This is a genomic window from Micromonospora sp. NPDC048170 (assembly GCF_040652795.1).
GTDB lineage: Bacteria > Actinomycetota > Actinomycetes > Mycobacteriales > Micromonosporaceae > Micromonospora.
Genome location: NZ_JBEZMR010000022.1, coordinates 55,737 through 73,162, shown reverse-complemented (window position 1 = coordinate 73,162; position 17,426 = coordinate 55,737). Strand labels below are relative to the sequence as shown.

14 protein-coding genes are annotated in these 17,426 nt (G+C 71.9%); 3 read left to right on the top strand and 11 right to left on the bottom strand.

From position 1 onward, the window contains the following. Positions 1-48: 48 nt before the first annotated feature. Genes AB0D32_RS23640 through AB0D32_RS23620 form a run of 5 tightly spaced genes read right to left on the bottom strand, consistent with a single transcriptional unit; the run spans position 49 to position 5,072 of the window. Positions 49-972 carry a carbohydrate ABC transporter permease gene (locus tag AB0D32_RS23640; RefSeq protein ID WP_357094001.1) on the bottom strand — a complete coding sequence of 308 codons (924 nt, stop codon included), beginning with the start codon at positions 970-972 and terminating at the stop codon, positions 49-51. Next, positions 972-1,880, bottom strand: a complete 909-nt coding sequence (locus tag AB0D32_RS23635; RefSeq protein WP_357093996.1) for a sugar ABC transporter permease — start codon at positions 1,878-1,880, stop codon at positions 972-974. The genes AB0D32_RS23640 and AB0D32_RS23635 overlap by 1 nt, the downstream gene beginning before the upstream one ends. Before the next feature lie 20 nt (positions 1,881-1,900). Continuing rightward, positions 1,901-3,337 (bottom strand): N-acetylglucosamine/diacetylchitobiose ABC transporter substrate-binding protein, encoded by a 1,437-nt coding sequence (gene ngcE / locus AB0D32_RS23630; protein ID WP_357093991.1) that lies wholly within the window; start codon positions 3,335-3,337, stop codon positions 1,901-1,903. Positions 3,338-3,363: 26 nt separating this feature from the next. Further along, complete coding sequence (locus AB0D32_RS23625) at positions 3,364-4,113, bottom strand: SIS domain-containing protein (RefSeq protein ID WP_357093985.1); 750 nt, start codon at positions 4,111-4,113, stop codon at positions 3,364-3,366. Next, positions 4,110-5,072 carry a MurR/RpiR family transcriptional regulator gene (locus AB0D32_RS23620; RefSeq protein WP_357093980.1) on the bottom strand — a complete coding sequence of 321 codons (963 nt, stop codon included), beginning with the start codon at positions 5,070-5,072 and terminating at the stop codon, positions 4,110-4,112. The genes AB0D32_RS23625 and AB0D32_RS23620 overlap by 4 nt, the downstream gene beginning before the upstream one ends. 190 nt (positions 5,073-5,262) lie before the next feature. On the opposite strand from AB0D32_RS23620, the gene AB0D32_RS23615 reads away from it, so the two are divergent. After that, positions 5,263-6,252: a BadF/BadG/BcrA/BcrD ATPase family protein gene (locus tag AB0D32_RS23615; RefSeq protein ID WP_357093977.1), complete on the top strand. Its 990-nt coding sequence runs from the start codon at positions 5,263-5,265 to the stop codon at positions 6,250-6,252. An 848-nt stretch (positions 6,253-7,100) separates the two neighbouring features. Here AB0D32_RS23615 and AB0D32_RS23610 read toward each other — a convergent pair. The 3 genes from AB0D32_RS23610 to ngcE (AB0D32_RS23600) form a co-directional block, all read right to left on the bottom strand. After that, positions 7,101-8,006 carry a carbohydrate ABC transporter permease gene (locus AB0D32_RS23610; RefSeq protein ID WP_357093974.1) on the bottom strand — a complete coding sequence of 302 codons (906 nt, stop codon included), beginning with the start codon at positions 8,004-8,006 and terminating at the stop codon, positions 7,101-7,103. Beyond that, entirely contained in the window at positions 8,003-8,911 is a 909-nt protein-coding gene (locus AB0D32_RS23605; protein ID WP_357093971.1) for a sugar ABC transporter permease, read from the bottom strand. The genes AB0D32_RS23610 and AB0D32_RS23605 overlap by 4 nt, the downstream gene beginning before the upstream one ends. Positions 8,912-8,979: 68 nt before the next feature. After that, positions 8,980-10,395 (bottom strand): N-acetylglucosamine/diacetylchitobiose ABC transporter substrate-binding protein, encoded by a 1,416-nt coding sequence (gene ngcE, locus AB0D32_RS23600; RefSeq protein ID WP_357093969.1) that lies wholly within the window; start codon positions 10,393-10,395, stop codon positions 8,980-8,982. Positions 10,396-10,589: 194 nt separating this feature from the next. Here ngcE (AB0D32_RS23600) and AB0D32_RS23595 point away from each other — a divergent pair, with 194 nt between their 5' ends. Then, complete coding sequence (locus tag AB0D32_RS23595; protein ID WP_357093966.1) at positions 10,590-12,035, top strand: acyltransferase; 1,446 nt, start codon at positions 10,590-10,592, stop codon at positions 12,033-12,035. On the opposite strand, the gene AB0D32_RS23590 is transcribed toward AB0D32_RS23595, so the two are convergent. Further along, positions 12,007-13,497, bottom strand: coding sequence for a CoA-acylating methylmalonate-semialdehyde dehydrogenase (locus AB0D32_RS23590; RefSeq protein WP_357094170.1), 1,491 nt, complete (start codon positions 13,495-13,497; stop codon positions 12,007-12,009). The two genes, AB0D32_RS23595 and AB0D32_RS23590, sit on opposite strands and share 29 nt — an antisense overlap. A gap of 17 nt (positions 13,498-13,514) precedes the next feature. Next, positions 13,515-14,822 carry an aspartate aminotransferase family protein gene (locus AB0D32_RS23585; protein ID WP_357093963.1) on the bottom strand — a complete coding sequence of 436 codons (1,308 nt, stop codon included), beginning with the start codon at positions 14,820-14,822 and terminating at the stop codon, positions 13,515-13,517. 155 nt (positions 14,823-14,977) lie between these two features. Between AB0D32_RS23585 and AB0D32_RS23580 the strand changes: the two genes are divergently transcribed. Continuing rightward, complete coding sequence (locus tag AB0D32_RS23580; RefSeq protein ID WP_357093960.1) at positions 14,978-15,967, top strand: hypothetical protein; 990 nt, start codon at positions 14,978-14,980, stop codon at positions 15,965-15,967. A 27-nt stretch (positions 15,968-15,994) separates the two neighbouring features. Here AB0D32_RS23580 and murD read toward each other — a convergent pair whose 3' ends face one another. Then, positions 15,995-17,344: a UDP-N-acetylmuramoyl-L-alanine--D-glutamate ligase gene (murD, locus tag AB0D32_RS23575; RefSeq protein ID WP_357093957.1), complete on the bottom strand. Its 1,350-nt coding sequence runs from the start codon at positions 17,342-17,344 to the stop codon at positions 15,995-15,997. Positions 17,345-17,426: the final 82 nt, after the last annotated feature.

Below are 17,426 nucleotides of genomic sequence, written 5' to 3'. Positions count from 1 at the left end.
CCCCCCGTGGGATGGCCACCCGGTGTCGGAAGAACCGCGCGTCGGGAGCTACTTGACGGCGCCCGAGGTGAGGCCGGACTGGATCTGGCGCTGGAAGATCGCGTACACGACGATCATCGGGATGATGGCGATGGTCAGGGCGGCGAACAGGCCGGACCAGTCCGCCTCGTAGCCGGCATTCACCGAGATGTCCGCGATGCCCTGGGTGAGCACCCACTTCTCCTTGGCGTTGGAGAGCAGCACCAGCGGGAGCTGGTACTGCCCCCACTGGCCGATGATGTTGAAGATCCCGACGCTGATCAGGCCCGGCTTGGCCATCGGCAGCATCACCTGGAAGAACAGCCGGGTGTGCGAGCAGCCGTCGATCATGCCGGCCTCGGCTACCGACGCCGGCAGGGTCTTGAAGAACGCGGCCAGGAAGAACACCGTGAACGGCAGCGAGTAGGCGATGTAGACAAGCACCACCCCGGTGTGGGTGTCCAGCAGCCCCAGGTTCTTCACCACGAAGAAGAGCGGCACCAGGGCGAGGAAGACCGGGAACGCCAACCCCGAGACGAACAGGTAGTAAATCGCCCGGTTGCCCCAGAACTTGTAGCGCGCCAGCACGTACGCGGCCATCGAACCGAGCAGCATGGTGCCGAACGTGCTGAACGTGACCACGATCACGCTGTTGAGGAAGTAGCGGCCGACGTTCGCCTTGTTCCACGCCCGCGCGTAGTTCTCGAACCGCAGCTCCGCCGGCAGCGTCCACGGACTGCTGAAGATCTCCGTGGTGTTCTTGAACGAGGCGAGGAAGGTCCACAGGATCGGCACGATCACGATCACCGCCCAGACCGCGAGCGCCACGTGCCCGAGGTTGGCGAACAGCCGTACCTCCGAGCGGCGGCCCCCGCGCCGATGCGCGGCACCCGACTTGGCGGTCTTCGGCGGTGTCGCCGCCGGTGTCGGCGGCAGCGTCGTCTGCGGGTTCATCAGTACTCCACGCTTTCCCGCTTGGTCAGCCGCAGCGTCAACGCCGCGAACGTGAGGGTGAGGAAGAACAGCGCCACGCCCATGGCCGAGGCGTAGCCGTACTTCGAGTAGACGAAGGCGTTGCGGTAGATCTCCATGGCCAGCACGGTGGTCGCGCCGTCCGGGCCGCCGCCGTCCACCGAGAGCACCGAGACGATCGCGAACGCGTCGAACGCGGCGATGCCCAGGTAGACCCAGGCGACCTGGAGGGTGTCCCAGAGCAGCGGCAGGGTGACCCGGAAGAAGAGCGTCACCCGGCTCGCCCCGTCGATCTCGGCGGCCTCGTAGATCTCGCCCGGGATGGAGGCCATGCCCGCCGAGAAGAGCACCACGTAGAAGCCGACCGCCTGCCACACCAGCACCGCGAGGATCGACCAGAGCGCCAGGTTCGGCCGGACCAGGAAGAGCACCGGGTCGAAGCCGAGCTTCATCAGCACGCCGTTGATCAGGCCGGACTCGTTGGGCCGGTACACCGTCTGGAACAGCACCGCGATGATGGCCACCGCCAGGACCTGGGGGAAGAAGAACACCACGCGGTAGAACTTCGACCCCCAGACCCCCTGACGCTGCCCGCCACTGCTCTTGCCGCCCACGTTGAGCAGGAACGAGAAGAACAGCGCGATGGCGATGGTGATCAGCGGCAGGGCAAGCAGCAGTACGCCGTGGTGCTGGACCGCCTTCCAGAAGTTGTCGTCGTCGAACAACCTCCGGAAGTTGTCGAAGCCCACCCACTGCGGGGCGGAGAGGCCCCGCCAGTTGGTCATCGAGATCTGGAACGCCTGCGCGTACGGCGCGATGACGAAGACCACGTACAGGGTGACCGGGACGAAGAGGAACCCGATCACGAACGGATACTTGCCGTGCCGCATGACCCCTACGCTCCGATCGATCAGCGCTTGAACTTGGTGATGGAGCTGTCCTTCTTGACCGCGTCGGCGCGCTTCTGGATCCGCTCCACGAAGGCGTCCGCCTTGATCCGGCCGAACATCAGCTCGTTGGTGGCCGTGCGCGCCTCCGTGTCGAGCTCCTTGTACCAGCCGTCGAAGTAGATGTTGAACACGTCCTGACCGGCGGCCTTGAGCGCAGCCTGCGAGCTGGCCACACCGGGCGGGAAGGCGAAGCCGTCCGAGCCGGCGGTCACCACGGTCGGCGCCTTGACCGTCTCGGTGAAGCCCTTCGCGCCAGCCACCGAGAGCATCTGGCGCATGTACTCCAGGCCGCCCTTGGGGTTCTTGCTCTTGGCCGAGACGAAGTAGCCCTCACCGGCGGTCGCCCGCAGCGCCGTCGACGGCAGCTTGTCCGACGCGGACAGGCTCGGCACCGGCATCAGCTGGTAGTCGAAACCGTTCGGGGTGTCCTTCTTCTGCTCGCCCTCCAGCCAGTCGCCGCTGGGGTAGAACGCCAGCTTGTACTGGTTCTGCCGCAGCTGCACGTCGGTGTGCTTGAGCCCCTCGAAGCTCTTGTCGACGTACTTGGCGCCGATCTCGGCCCATGCCTCGGCGGCCTGCTTGACCGCGTCCTGCTGCCAGGCGCCGTCCTCCAGGTTGTCGATGTTCTTCACCACGTCCGGGCCGCCGATCTTCGCCGCGTGGGTGAGGATCACGTTCCACTGGTAGTACGCGGCGTTCGCCCCGGCGTAGCCGTACGGGGTGATGCCCTTGGCCTTGATCTGGTCGAGCAGGGCGGTGAACTCGCTCCAGTTCTTCGCCGGCGCCCAGCCGTTGTCCTTGAACAGCTTGCCGGAGTACCAGATGCCGAAGACGGTGGAGACGTAGTACAGGACGTACGGCTTGCCGTTGAACGACCCGACGTCGACGGTGCCCGGCACGACGGTGTCGCGGACCTTCTTGTTCGGGTCGTCGACCGACGGGGCGTCCCACAGCTCGGTGAGGTCCTGGAGCTGGCCGTCGGCGACCAGGGCGCCGAAGTCCATCAGCTTCTCGCCGGAGTTGTTCACGAACTCCGGCGGGTTGCCCGCGGCGAACCGCGGCTGGAGCACCGTGGACACGGCCTGGGTCGACTGGTGCTTGACCTCGGCCTTCGGGAACGCCTTCTTGTACAGCGGCTGGTGCACGTCGGTGGCGTACTTCTCGCCGTAGCCACCGTTGAAGATGACCACCTCGATCGGGGCGTCCTCGGCGACGCCGAGCGGGTTGGTGGCGCTCTTGGTGCCGCCGGCGACCTGCTCGTTCTCCTTCTCACCGCCGCTGGTCGCGCAGGCGCTCAGCAGGCCGACAGCCGGGGTGGCGAGCAGGCCCACCGCCGCAGCCCGGCGCAGCACGGTCCGACGGCTCAGGTCGGCCGGGTTGTCGGGGTTAATCGACATCGTCGTCTCTCCTTGTGGTGTTCGGGTCAGGCGGTCCGCCGGAGGCGCCCGGCGTACCGCGACTCGAGGGCGTGGTTGTGCTCGTCCCCGCCGGGGACGTTGGCGGAGAGGTAGATAGGGGGTACCTCCCCGGCCTGGTGGAACCGTCGTACGACCTCGGCGGTCAGCAGCTGCGCCAGCAGCGCCGCGGTGACCGAGGAGACCGCACAGACCGCGCCGCCGCCCTCGAGCGGCAGCAGTGCGTCGCCGTACGGCGCGCCGTTGTCCAGCACGACGTCGGCGAGGTCGGCGAGGCGCCTGCCGGACGGGTGCCGTGGGGCGACCCGTGCGGTGTGCGCCACCGAGGTGACCGCGATCAGCGGATGACCGCGTCCGGTGACCAGCGTCGCCAGCTCGACCACCGAGCCGTTGATGCCGGACTGGGACGCCACCACGAACACGTCCGACGGCTGCGGGGCCGCCAGCGCGTAGAGCTGGTGGGCGACGCTGGGGTCGCGCTCCAGTTTCGGGTCGGCGAGCACGTCGCGCGGGGCGTCACCGTGCAGCACCAGGTCGTGCAGGGAGAGCCGGTTGGTGGGCACCAGCCCGCCGGCCCGGGCGACCAGTTCCGCGGCGAACGCCTCGGAGTGGCCGGCGCCGAACGCCTGGAGCACCCCACCGGCGCGCAGGCTGGTAGCGATCAGGTCGGCGGCGGCGCCGATCCCGTCGGCGCTGGCGTCGACGAGCCGGTCGAGCACCGGGCGGACGGCGTCGGCGTACCCCTGGGCGCTGATCATGCGGTTGCCCCCTTCGCGGCCTTGTGGCCGTCGACGGCCTGGGCGGTACGCCGGAAGGCCGCGTGGGCGCGGTCGTGGGTGCGCTGGGCGACGGCGATGTAGAGCAGGTCGAGCACGACCAGTTGCGGGTGCCGGGCGGAGAGCGCGTCGGGGCGGAAGGTGGTGGCCTGGCTGGCGGTGAGCAGCACGATGTCGGCCAGCTCGGCCAGCGGCGAGCGCGGGAACCCGGTCAGCGCCACGGTGGTCGCGCCCCGGCTGCCCGCCTCGGCGAGCATCTCGATGGTCTCCCGGGTCTGGCCGGTGTGCGAGATGCCGAGCGCCACGTCGCCCCGGCGCAGCAGGGCCGCGCTGGCGAGGCCCTCGTGCACGTCGTTCCAGACCCAGGCCGCCACCCCGATGCGGTGCAGGCTGAACTGCATCTCCTCGCCGACCAGGGCGCTGCCGCTGGCGCCGAAGATGTTCACCCGGGTCGCCCCGGCGATGGCGACGGCGGCCCGTTCCACCTCGGCGAGGTCGAGCAGCGCGGCGGTGTCGTGCATGGCGCGCGTGTCGGCGGCCATGATCTGGTCGAGCACCCGGGAGAGGGGGTCGCTCGGCTGGATCTCGCGTCCGATGTCGACGGTCCAGCCCGCCGAGCGGGCCCGGCCGGTCTCCGCGGCGATGCCCAGTCGCAGGTCGGCGTAGCCGTCGAAGCCCATCGCCCGGCAGAACCGGGTGATCGTCGCCGGGGAGGTGCCGCTGCGCTCGGCCAGCTCCACGATCGTCGCCCGGGCGGCGGCCTCGGGGTCGCTGAGCACGTGCTCGGCGACCCGGCGTAGCGCCCCCGTCAGCTCGCCCGCGCCGGCCCGGACCCGTGCCAGCACGCCGTCGGAGGCGACCCCGAGCGCGGCCCGTCGGTCGACCGCGTCGGCGTCGACCACCGCGGTCCCCGCGGAGATGTCCACCTCGTGATCAACCATGGGGCACCTTTCCGAAAAGACTGTTAACTGTTAGTGGTAAAAGTTCTTACTAAAGGCCCCTCCGTGTCAAGGCCGTGGGCGAAGTTTTCAAACTGTTACCTGGCGCACAGCCCCGGAAGCCGTCCGCCTCTTGCCCGCCGCCGCCGGGCCGACCAGCATGAACGCGGCATCGAACGGAGGGTGGGTGCGGATGTCCGACACCGTCGTGGTCGGTCTCGACGTCGGGGGTACGTCAACGCGGGCGACCGCCCTGACCCTGGACGGGCGGCGGCTGGGCGACGGCCGGGCGGGTGGCGGCAACCCCACCAGCCACGGTGCCGAGCGGGCCGCCGGCGAACTCCTGGCCGCCCTGCGGGAGGCGCTCACCGACGTCGATCCCGCGCGGGTGCGTGGCGGCACCATCGGGCTGGCCGGGGCGGCCCGGCTGCTCGCCGACCCCGCCGGCCGCGACGCCTTCGACCGGGCCTGGCACGACGCCGGCCTGCGCTGCCCGTACGCGGTGCACGGCGACGCACTCGTCGCGTACGCCTCGGGCACCGCGAGCCCCGAGGGCACGGTGCTCATCGCCGGCACCGGGGCGATCGCCGCCGGCATACGCGAGCTACGGCTGGACCGGGTCGCCGACGGTCACGGCTGGCTGCTCGGCGACGCGGGCTCGGGCTTCTGGCTGGGCCGTGAGGCGGTCCGCCGGCTGCTGGCCGACCTGGACCGGGACCGTGCCCCGGGCCGGCTGGCGACCAGGGTGCTCACCGAACTTCTCGGCTCCACCGACGTGGCGGCCCGCCCCCGGGACACCGTCGACGCGCTGGTCCAGGCGGTGACCCGTCGCCCCCCGGTGGAGTTGGCCCGGCTCGCGCCCCTGGTGGTCGCTGCCGCCGTCGACGGCGAGCCGGTCGCCGGCACGCTGATCGCCGAGGCCGCCGCGCACCTGGCGGAGAGCGCGGCGCGGATCCGCCCGGCTGGCGACGCCTCCCCGATCGTGCTCGGTGGCGGCCTGCTGACCGGCGACACCCCGCTCGCCGCGGCGGTTCGGGCCGAGGTCGGCCGGCAGTGGCCGGACGCGCCGCTGCGCTCGGCCGGCGACGGTGCCGCCGCGGCGGCCTGGCTCGCCGCCCGCGACCTGCCCGAGGTGGCGGATCCGCAGGCCCTGCACGCCCTGCTGGTCCCCCCACCCACCTGATCGCCCCTCCGGCCCCGCCCGCAGCCCGCAGAGCGCGGACGGGCAATCTCGACCAGCGAGCCGGACGCCGTGACCGGCGACCGGGCCCGCGTCAGGGCTGCTCGGGGCCTGCTTCGGGCCGGGGGCTCGGGAGCCAAGTGGGCCAAGGCCCGGCGTGGCCAGAGTGGCCTGCATGACCGTTGTCCGTAAGGCTTGGTTGCCCCCCGCCAGCCTCCTCGAAGCGTCACGCAGGACGCCACCCGATTCAGCGTGGGCCCGGCAACGAGTCGGTCGGCCACTGTCGAGCTGCCCCGTCGGTAGGACCACCGTCGGGCCAACCGGCATGTCCGAAGAACACCCCTGGGTCGTACGCCGGAAGCGGAACAACCGAACGAGGCCAGGGGACGGACGCCGGGCGGGCACCCGCGAGCGGCCACCGGGCGGGGGGCGAGCGCCGGACGCGGCAGGGGACGGCACGAGCGCCGGGCACGGGCACGGGCACGAGCACCGCACGGGCACGAGCACCGCACGGGCACGAGCACCGCACGGGCGGTTCCCAGGGCGAAGGCCGGGTCTGACGGCCCGGTCCCACAGATGGGGCAGCTCGACAGCGTGCGGCGTACTAATTGGGTCCACCGCCTCCCGGGCCCGGCGAGTCCGCCGGGCCCGGGGTCGCGGTGATCAGAATCGGTCTCTACCGGCTGACCGGGATCCGCCACGCGATCAGCTGACGCGACCCGCGACGAGCGTCGCACCACAAGCCGATCAGGGGCATCAGAGGGCATCAGGGGCCATCAGCGGCGATCAGCGGCGATCAACCTGCCGGACGGCCCGAACCGGGCCGATGGGCGATCGGGTGCGGGCGGGGGCTACTTGAGCTGGCCGGCGGTCAGGCCGGACTGGACCTGGCGCTGGAAGAGGATGTAGACCAGCAGCACCGGGACCACCGCGATGGTGAGGCCGGCGAAGAGCTGTGCGTAGTCTCCGGCATAGCCCTGGTTGACCGAGAGCGCGGCGAGCCCCTGGGCGAGCACCCACTTGGACTCGTCGCCCTGCATGAGCACCTGGGGCAGCAGGAACTGGTTCCAGTGTTGGAGGAAGTTGAAGATGGCGACACTGATCAGTCCCGGACGCGCCATCGGCAGCATCACCTGGAAGAAGAGCCGGAAGTGACCGCAGCCGTCGACCAGGGCCGCCTCCGCGACGGCGGTGGGCAGGGTACGGAAGAAGGCCGTCAGGAAGAACACCGTGAACGGCAGCGAGTAGGCCGAGTAGACCAGGATCAGCCCCGTCCAGGTGCCGAACAGGCCGGCGTTGCGTACCACGAAGAACAGCGGCACAAGGGCGAGGAAGACGGGGAACATCAGCCCGCCGACGAACAGGTAGTAGACGAACTGCTTGCCCCGGAACTCGTAGCGGGCGAAGACGTACGCGGCGGTGGCGCCCATCAGCATGGTCAGGGTCACCGAGCCGGCAACCACCACCGTGCTGTTGAGGAAGTACTGGCCGATGTGCGCCCCGCTCCAGGCCCGGGACCAGTTGTCGAAGCGCAGCGCGCCGGGCAGGCTCCACGGGTCGGAGAGGATCTCCGCGTTGCTCTTGAACGAGCTGATGAACATCCAGAGCAGCGGCAGTACGGTCAGCGCGCCCCAGAACAGCAGGAAGCCGTGCGACAGCACGTTGGCGACCCCGAGCTCGCGGCGTACCGGGCGGTCGGCGGGGCCGGGGGGCTCGGCGGGCAGCGCCAGGGAGGCGGGCTTGTCCAGAGTCGTCACGAGTACTCGATCCTGTCTCGCTTGCTGGCCCGCAGCGCCAGCACCGCCACCGTGAGGGTCAGGAAGAACATCACCACGCCGATCGCCGAGGCGTAGCCGAACTTGGTCTCGCTGCCGAACGCCGTGTCGTACATCCGCACGCCGATGACGTCGGTGGAGAAGTTGGGGCCGCCGTTGGTCATCAACTGCACCAGGATGAACCCGTCCAGGGCGAAGATGGCCAGGTAGACCCAGGCGACCTGGACGGTGTCCCAGAGCAGCGGGATGGTCACCTTCCACAGCGTGGTCAGCCGGGAGGCGCCGTCGAGCATGACCGCCTCGTAGATCTCCTTCGGGATGGCCGACATGGCCGCGCCGAAGAGCACCACGTAGAAGCCGACGTTGCTCCAGATCATCACGGCGAGGACGCACCAGAAGGCGGTCTTCGGATCGCCGAGCCAGGTGGGCGCGGCGAGGCCGACGCTGTTCAGGGCGCTGGTGAGCAGGCCCTTGTTCGGGTGGTAGACCTCCTTCCACAGCAGCGCGATGATCACGACGGAGAGCACCTGGGGGAAGAAGTAGACCGTGCGGTAGAACGACGAGCCGCGCACCCCGCTGACCCCCGCCCGCCCCTTGCGGCCTCCCATGTTGAGCATGGCGGCGAAGAAGAGGCCGAGCACGATCGTCAGCACCGGCACCAGCGCCAGCAGGATCGCGTTGTTCTTCAACGCGTTCCAGACGTAGTCGTCCTTCCACAGCGTCTTGAAGTTCGCCAGTCCCACCGAGTTGGCGTCGGCCGAGTAGCCGAGCCAGTCGGTCGTGGAGATCTGGAACGCCTGCAGGTACGGCGACACGACGAAGACGACGTAGAGCAGCACCGGCGGCACCAGGAAGGTGACGATCAGCGGGTACTTGCCATGTCTCACGATGGGGGTCCTACCTCTTCAGCGGCGGCCCGGTGGGAGCGGTTCAGCCGCTCCCACCGGCCGGGGTGTCAGACGGCCCGCTTGTACTTCTTGACCGAGCTGTCCTGGGCGATCGAGTCCGCGCCCTTCTGGCACTGGTCGAGGAACTCCGCCGGGCCGATCCGCCCGCTGAAGAACTCGCCGCACGCGGCGTCGATCAGGTTGCGCTCCAGCTTGCGGTAGTAGTTGGGGTAGACCCAGTTGAAGCCGTTGCTGGCGGAGGCGTCCAGCGCCTTCACCACCGTGTTCAGCCCGAACGGCAGCTCGACGCCCTCGCTGGCGCCGGCCACCACGGTCAGGCTGGAGACCTTCTTGGTGAAGTCCTGCGCGCCCTTCTTGGAGAGCATGTGCCGGAAGTACTCCAGGCCACCGGCGACGTTCTTGGCCTTGGCCGGCACCATGAACGGCTCACCGGCGGTGCCCCGCACGGCCTCGAACGGCAGCTTGTCGCCGCTGCCCAGGCTCGGGGTCGGCTGGATGGTCATGTTGAACCCGGCCGGGGTGACGTCCTTCTGCTCGCTCTCCAGCCAGGAGCCGCAGGAGATGAAGGCCGCCTTGCCCTGGCACCACGCGGTCTGCGACTGCTTGTGGTCGAGGCCGGGCGAGCCCTCGAGGATGTACTTGTCCTTGACGATCTGGTGCCAGGCGTCGGCCGCGGTCTTCATCGCGTCGGACTTCCAGGCGTTGGGCTCCAGGTTGTCGATCGCCGTGGCGACCGACGGGCCGCCGAGCTTGATCGCGGTGGAGATCACCGGCCAGCTCATGTAGCGGGGGTGCGCACCCGCGTACGTCCAGGGGGCGATGCCGGCGGCCTTGATCTGCTTGCACAGGGCGATGTGCTCGTCCCAGGTCTTGGCGTACTCCCACTTGCGCTCGGTGAAAAGCTTGGTGGAGTGCCAGATGCCGTAGACGGTGTAGGTGTAGTTCATCACCAGGAACTTGCCGTCGTACGAGCCGACCTCGACGGCGCCCGGCAGCAGGGTGTCCTTGACCGTCTTGCCCGGGATGTCGAGGCTCGGCGCGGCGAGCAGATCGCCCAGGTCGGCGAGGGCACCCTGCGACACCAGGCCGTTGAAGTCGATCTGGCCGGCGCCGGAGTTGTTGACCACGTCCGGCGGGGTGCCGTCGACGAAGCGCGGCTGGAGGGTCTTGCTGATCTCCTGCGTCGCCGAGTGGCTGATCTTCGCCTTCGGGTACTTCTCGGTGTACATGGCCTCGTGGGCCTTGGCGTACTCCTCGCCGAAGCCGCCGTTGAAGATCACCACCTCGAGGGGTGCGTCCTCCTTGACACCGAGCGGGTTCTGCTCGCTCTTGGTGCCCTTGAAGGTCTCGGCGTCGCCCTTGTCGTCGCCACCGCCCGTGGCGCAGCCGGCCAGCAGGCCGGCGGCGGGGGTGGCCAGGAGGCCGGCGGCGGCGGTGCGCCGCAGGATGTCACGCCTGTTCATGGTCTCTCCTCGGATCGGTCCGGGCGGTCGCCGGATGGGGGATGGCAGCCGCCGCACGAGGCGCGGGGGGAATTTGTCTTCAGCTGGCAATATGTTGCTGAAGAATTTCTACGGCAGGAGGGCGCGGACTTCAACCCCCGGGGACCGAACCGTTATCAGCACCGGCCAGTCCACGCCTGGCGTACCCTCGGGCCATGCGCCGCCTGCGGCAACTCGCCGCGCGCACCCCGGCTGGTCGGCAACGTTACGTCGATCTGCTCCGGGCACTCGCGATCTGCATGGTCGTTCTCGGCCACTGGGCGGTCGCCGCGATCGGCGAGGACGCCGCCGGCCGGCCGACGGGGCGATCGGCGCTGCCCGACCTGCCGTGGGCGTACCCGCTCACCTGGGTGGCCCAGGTCATGCCGGTCTTCTTCCTGGTCGGCGGGTACGCCAACGCCGCCTCGCTGACCGCCCGCCGGGCCGCCGGCGTCGACGCCACCGCCTGGCTGCTGGACCGGGGCGCCCGGCTGCTGCGCCCCACCACCGCGCTGCTGCTGGTCATCGCCGCCGGTGCCGCCCTCGCGTCGCTGGCCGGCGTCGAGGCGGCGCTGGTGCGTACCGTCGCCTGGTTCGCCACGATCCCGCTCTGGTTCCTCGCCGCCTACCTGATCGTGGTGCCGCTGACCCCGGCGATGTACGCCCTGCACCGGCGCTTCGGCCTGCTCGTCCCGTCGACCCTCGCCGCACTGGTCGTCGCGGGCGACGTCGGGCGGGCGCTGGGCCACGACGAGCTGGCGCTGCCGAACTACGTCTTCGGCTGGCTGGCCGTGCACCAGCTCGGCATCGCCTGGCGCGAGTCCGACACCGGGCGTCACGACGCCCACCCCGACCCGCGGGCCGCGCCCGCGCGCGAGGGAACGCCGGCACGCCGGCTGCCGCTGTCCCGCCGGGCGGGTGCGGCGGCGCTGCTGGGCGGGCTGACCGCGACGGTGCTGCTGACCACCGTCGGACCGTACCCGGTGGCCATGCTCAACGTGCCGGGTGAGCGCCTGGACAACGCCGCCCCGCCCAGCCTGGCCCTGCTGACCCTGACCACCGCCCAGTTCGGCCTGATCCTGCTGCTGCGCGGCCCGGCGGAGCGCTGGCTGCGCCGACCCCGCCCGTGGCAGGCGGTGATCGCGGTGAACGCGGTCGTGCTCACCGTCTTCCTCTGGCACCTGACCGCCGCGATCCTGCTGGTGGGCGCGCTCGACGCGGCCGGGAAGCTGCCGACCCCGCCCGTGGGGTCGGCAGCCTGGCTGGCCTGGCGGGTGCCGTGGGTGCTGATGCTGACCGTGGTGCTGGCCGCCCTCGTCGCCGTCTTCGGCCCCGTCGAGGCCCGCACCACCCGCACCGGCGCCGCCCGGGGGGCCACCGGAACGCCCACCGGCGGGGCCGCGTCGGGTCGCGGGCCGGCCGGCCCAGGGTGGCGGGCCACCGCGCGCACCGCGCTCACCGCCGCCGGTTTCGCCGCCGTGGTGTACGCGCTGGTGGTGAACGCCGAGACGCCGAAATCGGCGCCCGAGCCGCTGGGGTTGCCGGCGCCGGCGCTGGTGGCGTACCTGGCCGGGGCCGGCATCCTGCGGCTGCTCAGGTCTGGGTGGGGAAGCCGAGGTTGACCCCGCCGTGCCGGGGGTCCAGCCATCGGCTGGTGACCACCTTGCCCCGGGTGAAGAAGCGCACCCCGTCCTCGCCGTGCGCGTGCAGGTCGCCGAAGAGGGAGGACTTCCAGCCGCCAAACGAGTAGTACGCCATCGGCACCGGGATCGGCACGTTGACACCGACCATGCCGACCTCCACCTCGTGCTGGTAGCGCCGGGCGGCGCCGCCGTCGTTGGTGAAGATCGCCGTGCCGTTGCCGTACGGGTTGGCGTTGACCAGTTCCACCGCCTCGTCGTACGAGCCGACCCGCACGACGCCGAGCACCGGGCCGAAGATCTCGTCCGTGTAGATCGACATGTCCGGGGTCACGTGGTCGAACAGCGTCGGGCCCAGCCAGAACCCTCCGGCGTCGCCGTCCGGCTCGACGTCCCGGCCGTCCACCACCGGGATCGCGCCCGCGGCCACCCCCGCCTCGACGTACGACCGCACCCTGGCGGCGTGCGCGGCGGTGACCAGGGGGCCCATGTCGCAGCCGCGCCGGCCGTCGCCGGTACGCAGCCGGCCGAGCCGCTCGGCGATCCGGGCCACCAGGGCGTCGGCGACGGGCTCCACCGCGACCAGGGCCGAGATCGCCATGCACCGCTCCCCCGCCGAGCCGAACCCCGCGTTGACCGCCGCGTCGGCCGCCAGGTCCAGGTCGGCGTCGGGGAGCACCACCATGTGGTTCTTCGCGCCGCCCAACGCCTGCACCCGCTTGCCGGCGGCGGTGCCGCGCTGGTGGACGTACCGGGCGACCGGGGTGGAACCGACGAACGACACCGCCTTCACGCCGGGGTGGTCCAGCAGCGCGTCCACGGCCGCGGCGTCGCCGTTGACCACGTTGAGCACCCCGTCGGGCAGGCCCGCCTCGGCGAACCACCGCGCCAGCAGCAGCGCCGCGCTCGGGTCCTTCTCGCTCGGCTTGAGCACCACCGCGTTGCCGCAGGCCACCGCGATCGGCAGGAACCACAGCGGCACCATCACCGGGAAGTTGAACGGGGAGATCACCGCGACCACGCCGAGCGGCTGCCGCAGGCTGTACGAGTCGACCTCGGTGGAGACGTTCTCGCTGAACCCGCCGCGCAGCGCGGAGGGGATGCCGCAGGCGTACTCGATGATCTCCAGGCCGCGCTGCACCTCGCCGGCGGCGTCGGCGAGCACCTTGCCGTGCTCGGCGGTGATCACCTCGGCGAGCCGGTCCCGCCGCGCGTGCACGAGTTCCCGGAAGGCGAACAGCACCGCCGTCCGCCTGGCCAGCGACACGTCCCGCCAGAGCCGGGCCGCGCGCCCGGCGGCCTCCACCGCGACCGCGACGTCCGCCGCCGAGGCCAACTCCACCCGGGCGGTACGCCGACCGGTCGCCGGGTCGAAGACGTCCCCGTGCCGCCCGGACGAGCCGCTGAACGGCTTGCCGTCGACGAAGTGGCCGAGCACGTCCACGTCGGGCTCCCCCACGCTCACGCCGCCTGCTCCGCCGCCACGCAGGAACGGATGGCGTCGACGAGGATGGCCAGGCCCTCGCGGGCCTCGTCCTCGGTCAACGTCAGTGGCGGGCCCATCCGCAGCACGTTGCCGTAGAGGCCGCCCTTGCCGGTCAGCAGCCCGCCGGCCCGGCACGCCTCGAACACCCGGGCGGTCAGCGCCGGATCCGGCTCGACGGTGCCGGGGCGGACGAACTCGACGCCGAGCATCAGGCCCTTGCCGCGTACCTCCGCGACGCCGTCGAGACCGCCCACGGCGGCGCGCAGCCCGTCGGCGAGGATCGCGCCGGTGCGGGCCGCGTTGGCCTGGAGGTCGTGGTCGAGCAGGTAGTCGAGCACCGCGTTGCCGGCGGCCGTCGAGACCGGGTTGCCGCCGAAGGTGGAGAAGCTGATCGCCGGCACCGACTCCAGCACGTCCGCGCGGCCGACCACACCGGCCAGCGCGAAGCCGTTGCCGATGCCCTTGGCGAAGGTGAGCAGATCCGGGGTGACGCCGTGCGCCTGGTAGCCCCAGAAGTGCTCGCCGGTGCGCCCCCAGCCGGTCTGCACCTCGTCGGAGACGAACAGGATGCCGTGCTCGTCGAGGACCTTCTTCCAGGCGGCGAAGAGCCCGTCCGGCGGGTACACGAAGCCGCCCACCCCCTGGATCGGCTCGGCCACCAGGCAGGCCACGTCGCCGGCGGTCTGGGTGGCTAGCACCTCGCGCAGATCCTCCACCGCAGCCTCGACCCGCTCGGCCTCGCCCAGCCGGGACAGCAGGCCGCGCAGCCGCTCGCCGGAGTGCAGCCAGGCCACCTGGAGCGGGTTGAGCGCGCTGGCCGACCAGTTCCGGTTGCCGGTCGCGCCCATCGCCGCGTACGACCGGCCGTGGTAGCTGTTGCGCACGGCGAGGATCTGGTGCGAGCGGCGGTGGTTGGTGGCGACCAGCAGCGCGGCCTCGTTCGCCTCCGTGCCCGAGTTGGTGAAGAAGACCCGCGCGTCCGGGATGCCGGAGAGCCGGGCGACCTTCTCGGCCAGCTCGACCTGCTGCCGGATCAGGTAGAGCGTGGAGCTGTGCACGATGCCGGTACGCAGCTGCCGCTCGACCGCCTCCCGGATCTCCGGCACGTCGTAGCCGATCATGTTGGTCAGCACGCCGCCGAAGAAGTCGAGGTACGTGCGGCCCCGGGCGTCGGTGACCCGGCGTCCGGAGCCGGAGACCAGCTCGATCGGCTCGTCGTAGTAGAGCGGCATCCAGGACGGGAGCACGGCCCGGTGCCGGGCCAGCAGGTCGTCGGTGGTCATCGTGGCACCCTCTCAGCGGCGTTCGCGGTACCCGCACGCTGCCACCACCGGGCGGTGGGAACAAGGGCCATTGTGTAGGCGGCAACCGGGACCGCCTGACAGCGCGTCAACCCGTCCGCCCCGCCAGCGGCCCGCGCCGCCGGTACGATCCGGCGGTGCGGATCGGTGAGGAGGCGCCGGGTACGGCGGCGGCGCTGCCGACCGGCGCGACGGGCACGGACGCCGAGAGGATCACGGCCGGCATTCGGTCCTGGGTGGGCTCGGCGCCGCTGCGCGACCTGGTCGGGCACTTCGGCGGCGACTGGCCGGACGGGGACGTCGCGGCGGTGCTCGCCGGCCTCGACGACTTCTCGGCCCGGCACTGGGACTTCCGGGGCGGCCGGGAACGCCCCGACGCCCGGGAGCCGGCCTTCGACCCGGCAACCGCGGGGCTGGTGCTCGCCACCGCCGCCGCGCTCGGCATGGTCCGCCCGGCGGAACCCGCCCAGCCCGGGTACGCCCACCTGGTCGTGCTCGGCGGGTTGGCGCACGCCTGCCAGCGCCGGGTCGCGTACGCGGCGCACCTGCTGCGCGCCGGCATCCGGATCACCGGCGAGGTGGCGGTGCTGGGCAGCTTTCGCCCGCTGTCCGAAGTGGAACACCGGGACCTGGCCGCGGCCGGCGTCCCGCCCTGCGACACCGAGGTGGCGGCGCTGGACGCGGCGGTACGGCGCGAGTTCCGGGTGACCGCCCCGGCCGAGGACGACGGCCACGACGCCGCGCACCCACACCACTCCTGGGCCTCACGCACCTACCGGCCCGTGGGCGGCCCGCCCGTCCGGGTGCTCGCCGCCCCGTCCGGCGACCCCGCGCGGCGGCGCGCGCACACCGCCGACACCCAACGGTTCTGGGCCGGACACGTGCGCCTGCGCGCGGGCGATCCGGTGCTGATGGTGACCGCGCCGATCTACGTGCCGTTCCAGCACTGCGACGCGCTGCGCACCCTCGCCGTGCCGTACGGCTGCGTGATCGAGACCGTCGGCGTCGACCCGGCGCTGCCCGACCTGGCCGGGCTGCCCGAGCCGACGCTCACCCCGGGCCGCTACCTCCAGGAGATCCGCTCGGCGATCCGGTCGCTGCGCGCCCTGCACACCGCCCTCGGCTGAGGATCGCCCCGCCCCGCCGAGCCGGCGTCAGCCGGCCGCGGTGTCGCGTACGGCCTGGGCGAAGACCTCGGAGCGGTGCTCGAAGTTGCGGAACCGCCCGTAGCTGGGCGCTGCCGGGGAGAGCAGCACCACCCCGTCGGCCGGGGTCAGCTCGCGGGCCCGCCGGACGGCGTCGACGAGGTCGTCGACCACGTCGGTGCGCACCTTGGGCAGCCCGGCGAGCGCCTCGACGATCCGGGCACCGCTGTCGGGGATGCCGAGCACGGTCAACTCGCGCTCCGCGAGGTGCTCGCGCAGCGGCGCGTAGTCCAGGCCCCGGTCGGTGCCGCCGACGATCACCGTCAACGGCCGCCCCTCGTACGCGTCGATGGCGTGCATGGCCGCGTACGGGCTGGTGGCGAGGGTGTCGTCGACGAACGTCAGACCGGACGGGTCGGCGATCTCGGTGAGCCGGTGGGCCAGCCCCTGGAACTCGGCGACCGCCACGGCCAGGGTGTCCCTGCGGGCCACCACGTCGACGCCGAGCGCGTCGAGCACGGCGAGGGCGACGCAGAGGTTGCCCTCGTTGTGCCGGCCCACCAGGGGCAGCACCGCGCGCGGGAACAGCGGCCGGTCGCCGAGGTGGAACCAGGGCGTGCCGTCGGCACCGCCGGCCACGTGGACGGTGTCCGGCAGGCCGGCGCGTACCGCCGCGCGGTCGCCCAGTTCGAGGGCGAGCCGCGGGTCCGCGCCGTTGACCACCACCGTCCGCGGCCCGTGCGCCAGCAGGTTCAGCTTGTCCCGGTAGTACTCCCGCTCGCCGCCGTGCGCGTCGAGATGCTCCGGGAAGAGGGCGGTGACCACCGCCACCCGGGGCGAGTCGGTCAGGTCGCTGCACTGGTAGCTGGAGAGCTCCAGCACGTACAGCTCCGCCTCCGGCAGGTCCAGCGTCGGCACGCCGATGTTGCCGCCGAAGACGTTCGGCCGGTCTGCGGCGGCGAGCAGGTGGCTGATCAGGCTGGAGGTGGTGCTCTTGCCCTTGCTGCCGGTGACGCCGACGGTACGGGCGGCGTGGTCGGCCATCCACAGGGCGGTGCCCTGGGTGACGGTCACGCCGCGCCGGCGCAGCTCCACCAGCCACGGGTGGGTCTGCGGCACGCCGGGCGAGCGGACCACCACGTCGGCGGCGGCCAGCCGGGCGAAGCCGTCCTCGCCGGTGACCAGCGGCGCCGCCTCGGCCAGTGGCCCCTCCCAGGGCAGGCTGAGGAAGTTGGCGCTGTCGTCGACGGCGACCAGGTCGGCCGGGCCGTGCGCGGCGATCGCGGTCACCGCGGCCCGGCCCTCCCGGCCGGCCCCCCAGACGGCGACGGTACGTCCGCGCAGGTCAGACAGGCGCACTGGCTCTCCTCGGGGTGTCGACGGCGGGGCAGGGGCACGTCCGGCACTAGCCGGACACGGCCGGACGAACCAGGGCCTAGTA

Bases quoted from the DNA above. Each gene is read 5' to 3' on its own strand.
- AB0D32_RS23635 (WP_357093996.1), bottom strand. From the start codon at position 1,880: ATGCGGCACGGCAAGTATCCGTTCGTGATCGGGTTCCTCTTCGTCCCG.
- AB0D32_RS23595 (WP_357093966.1), top strand. From the start codon at position 10,590: ATGCGCCGCCTGCGGCAACTCGCCGCGCGCACCCCGGCTGGTCGGCAA.
- ngcE (WP_357093991.1), bottom strand. From the start codon at position 3,337: ATGTCGATTAACCCCGACAACCCGGCCGACCTGAGCCGTCGGACCGTG.
- AB0D32_RS23585 (WP_357093963.1), bottom strand. From the start codon at position 14,822: ATGACCACCGACGACCTGCTGGCCCGGCACCGGGCCGTGCTCCCGTCC.
- AB0D32_RS23615 (WP_357093977.1), top strand. From the start codon at position 5,263: ATGTCCGACACCGTCGTGGTCGGTCTCGACGTCGGGGGTACGTCAACG.
- AB0D32_RS23640 (WP_357094001.1), bottom strand. From the start codon at position 972: ATGAACCCGCAGACGACGCTGCCGCCGACACCGGCGGCGACACCGCCG.
- ngcE (WP_357093969.1), bottom strand. From the start codon at position 10,395: ATGAACAGGCGTGACATCCTGCGGCGCACCGCCGCCGCCGGCCTCCTG.
- AB0D32_RS23625 (WP_357093985.1), bottom strand. From the start codon at position 4,113: ATGATCAGCGCCCAGGGGTACGCCGACGCCGTCCGCCCGGTGCTCGAC.
- AB0D32_RS23620 (WP_357093980.1), bottom strand. From the start codon at position 5,072: ATGGTTGATCACGAGGTGGACATCTCCGCGGGGACCGCGGTGGTCGAC.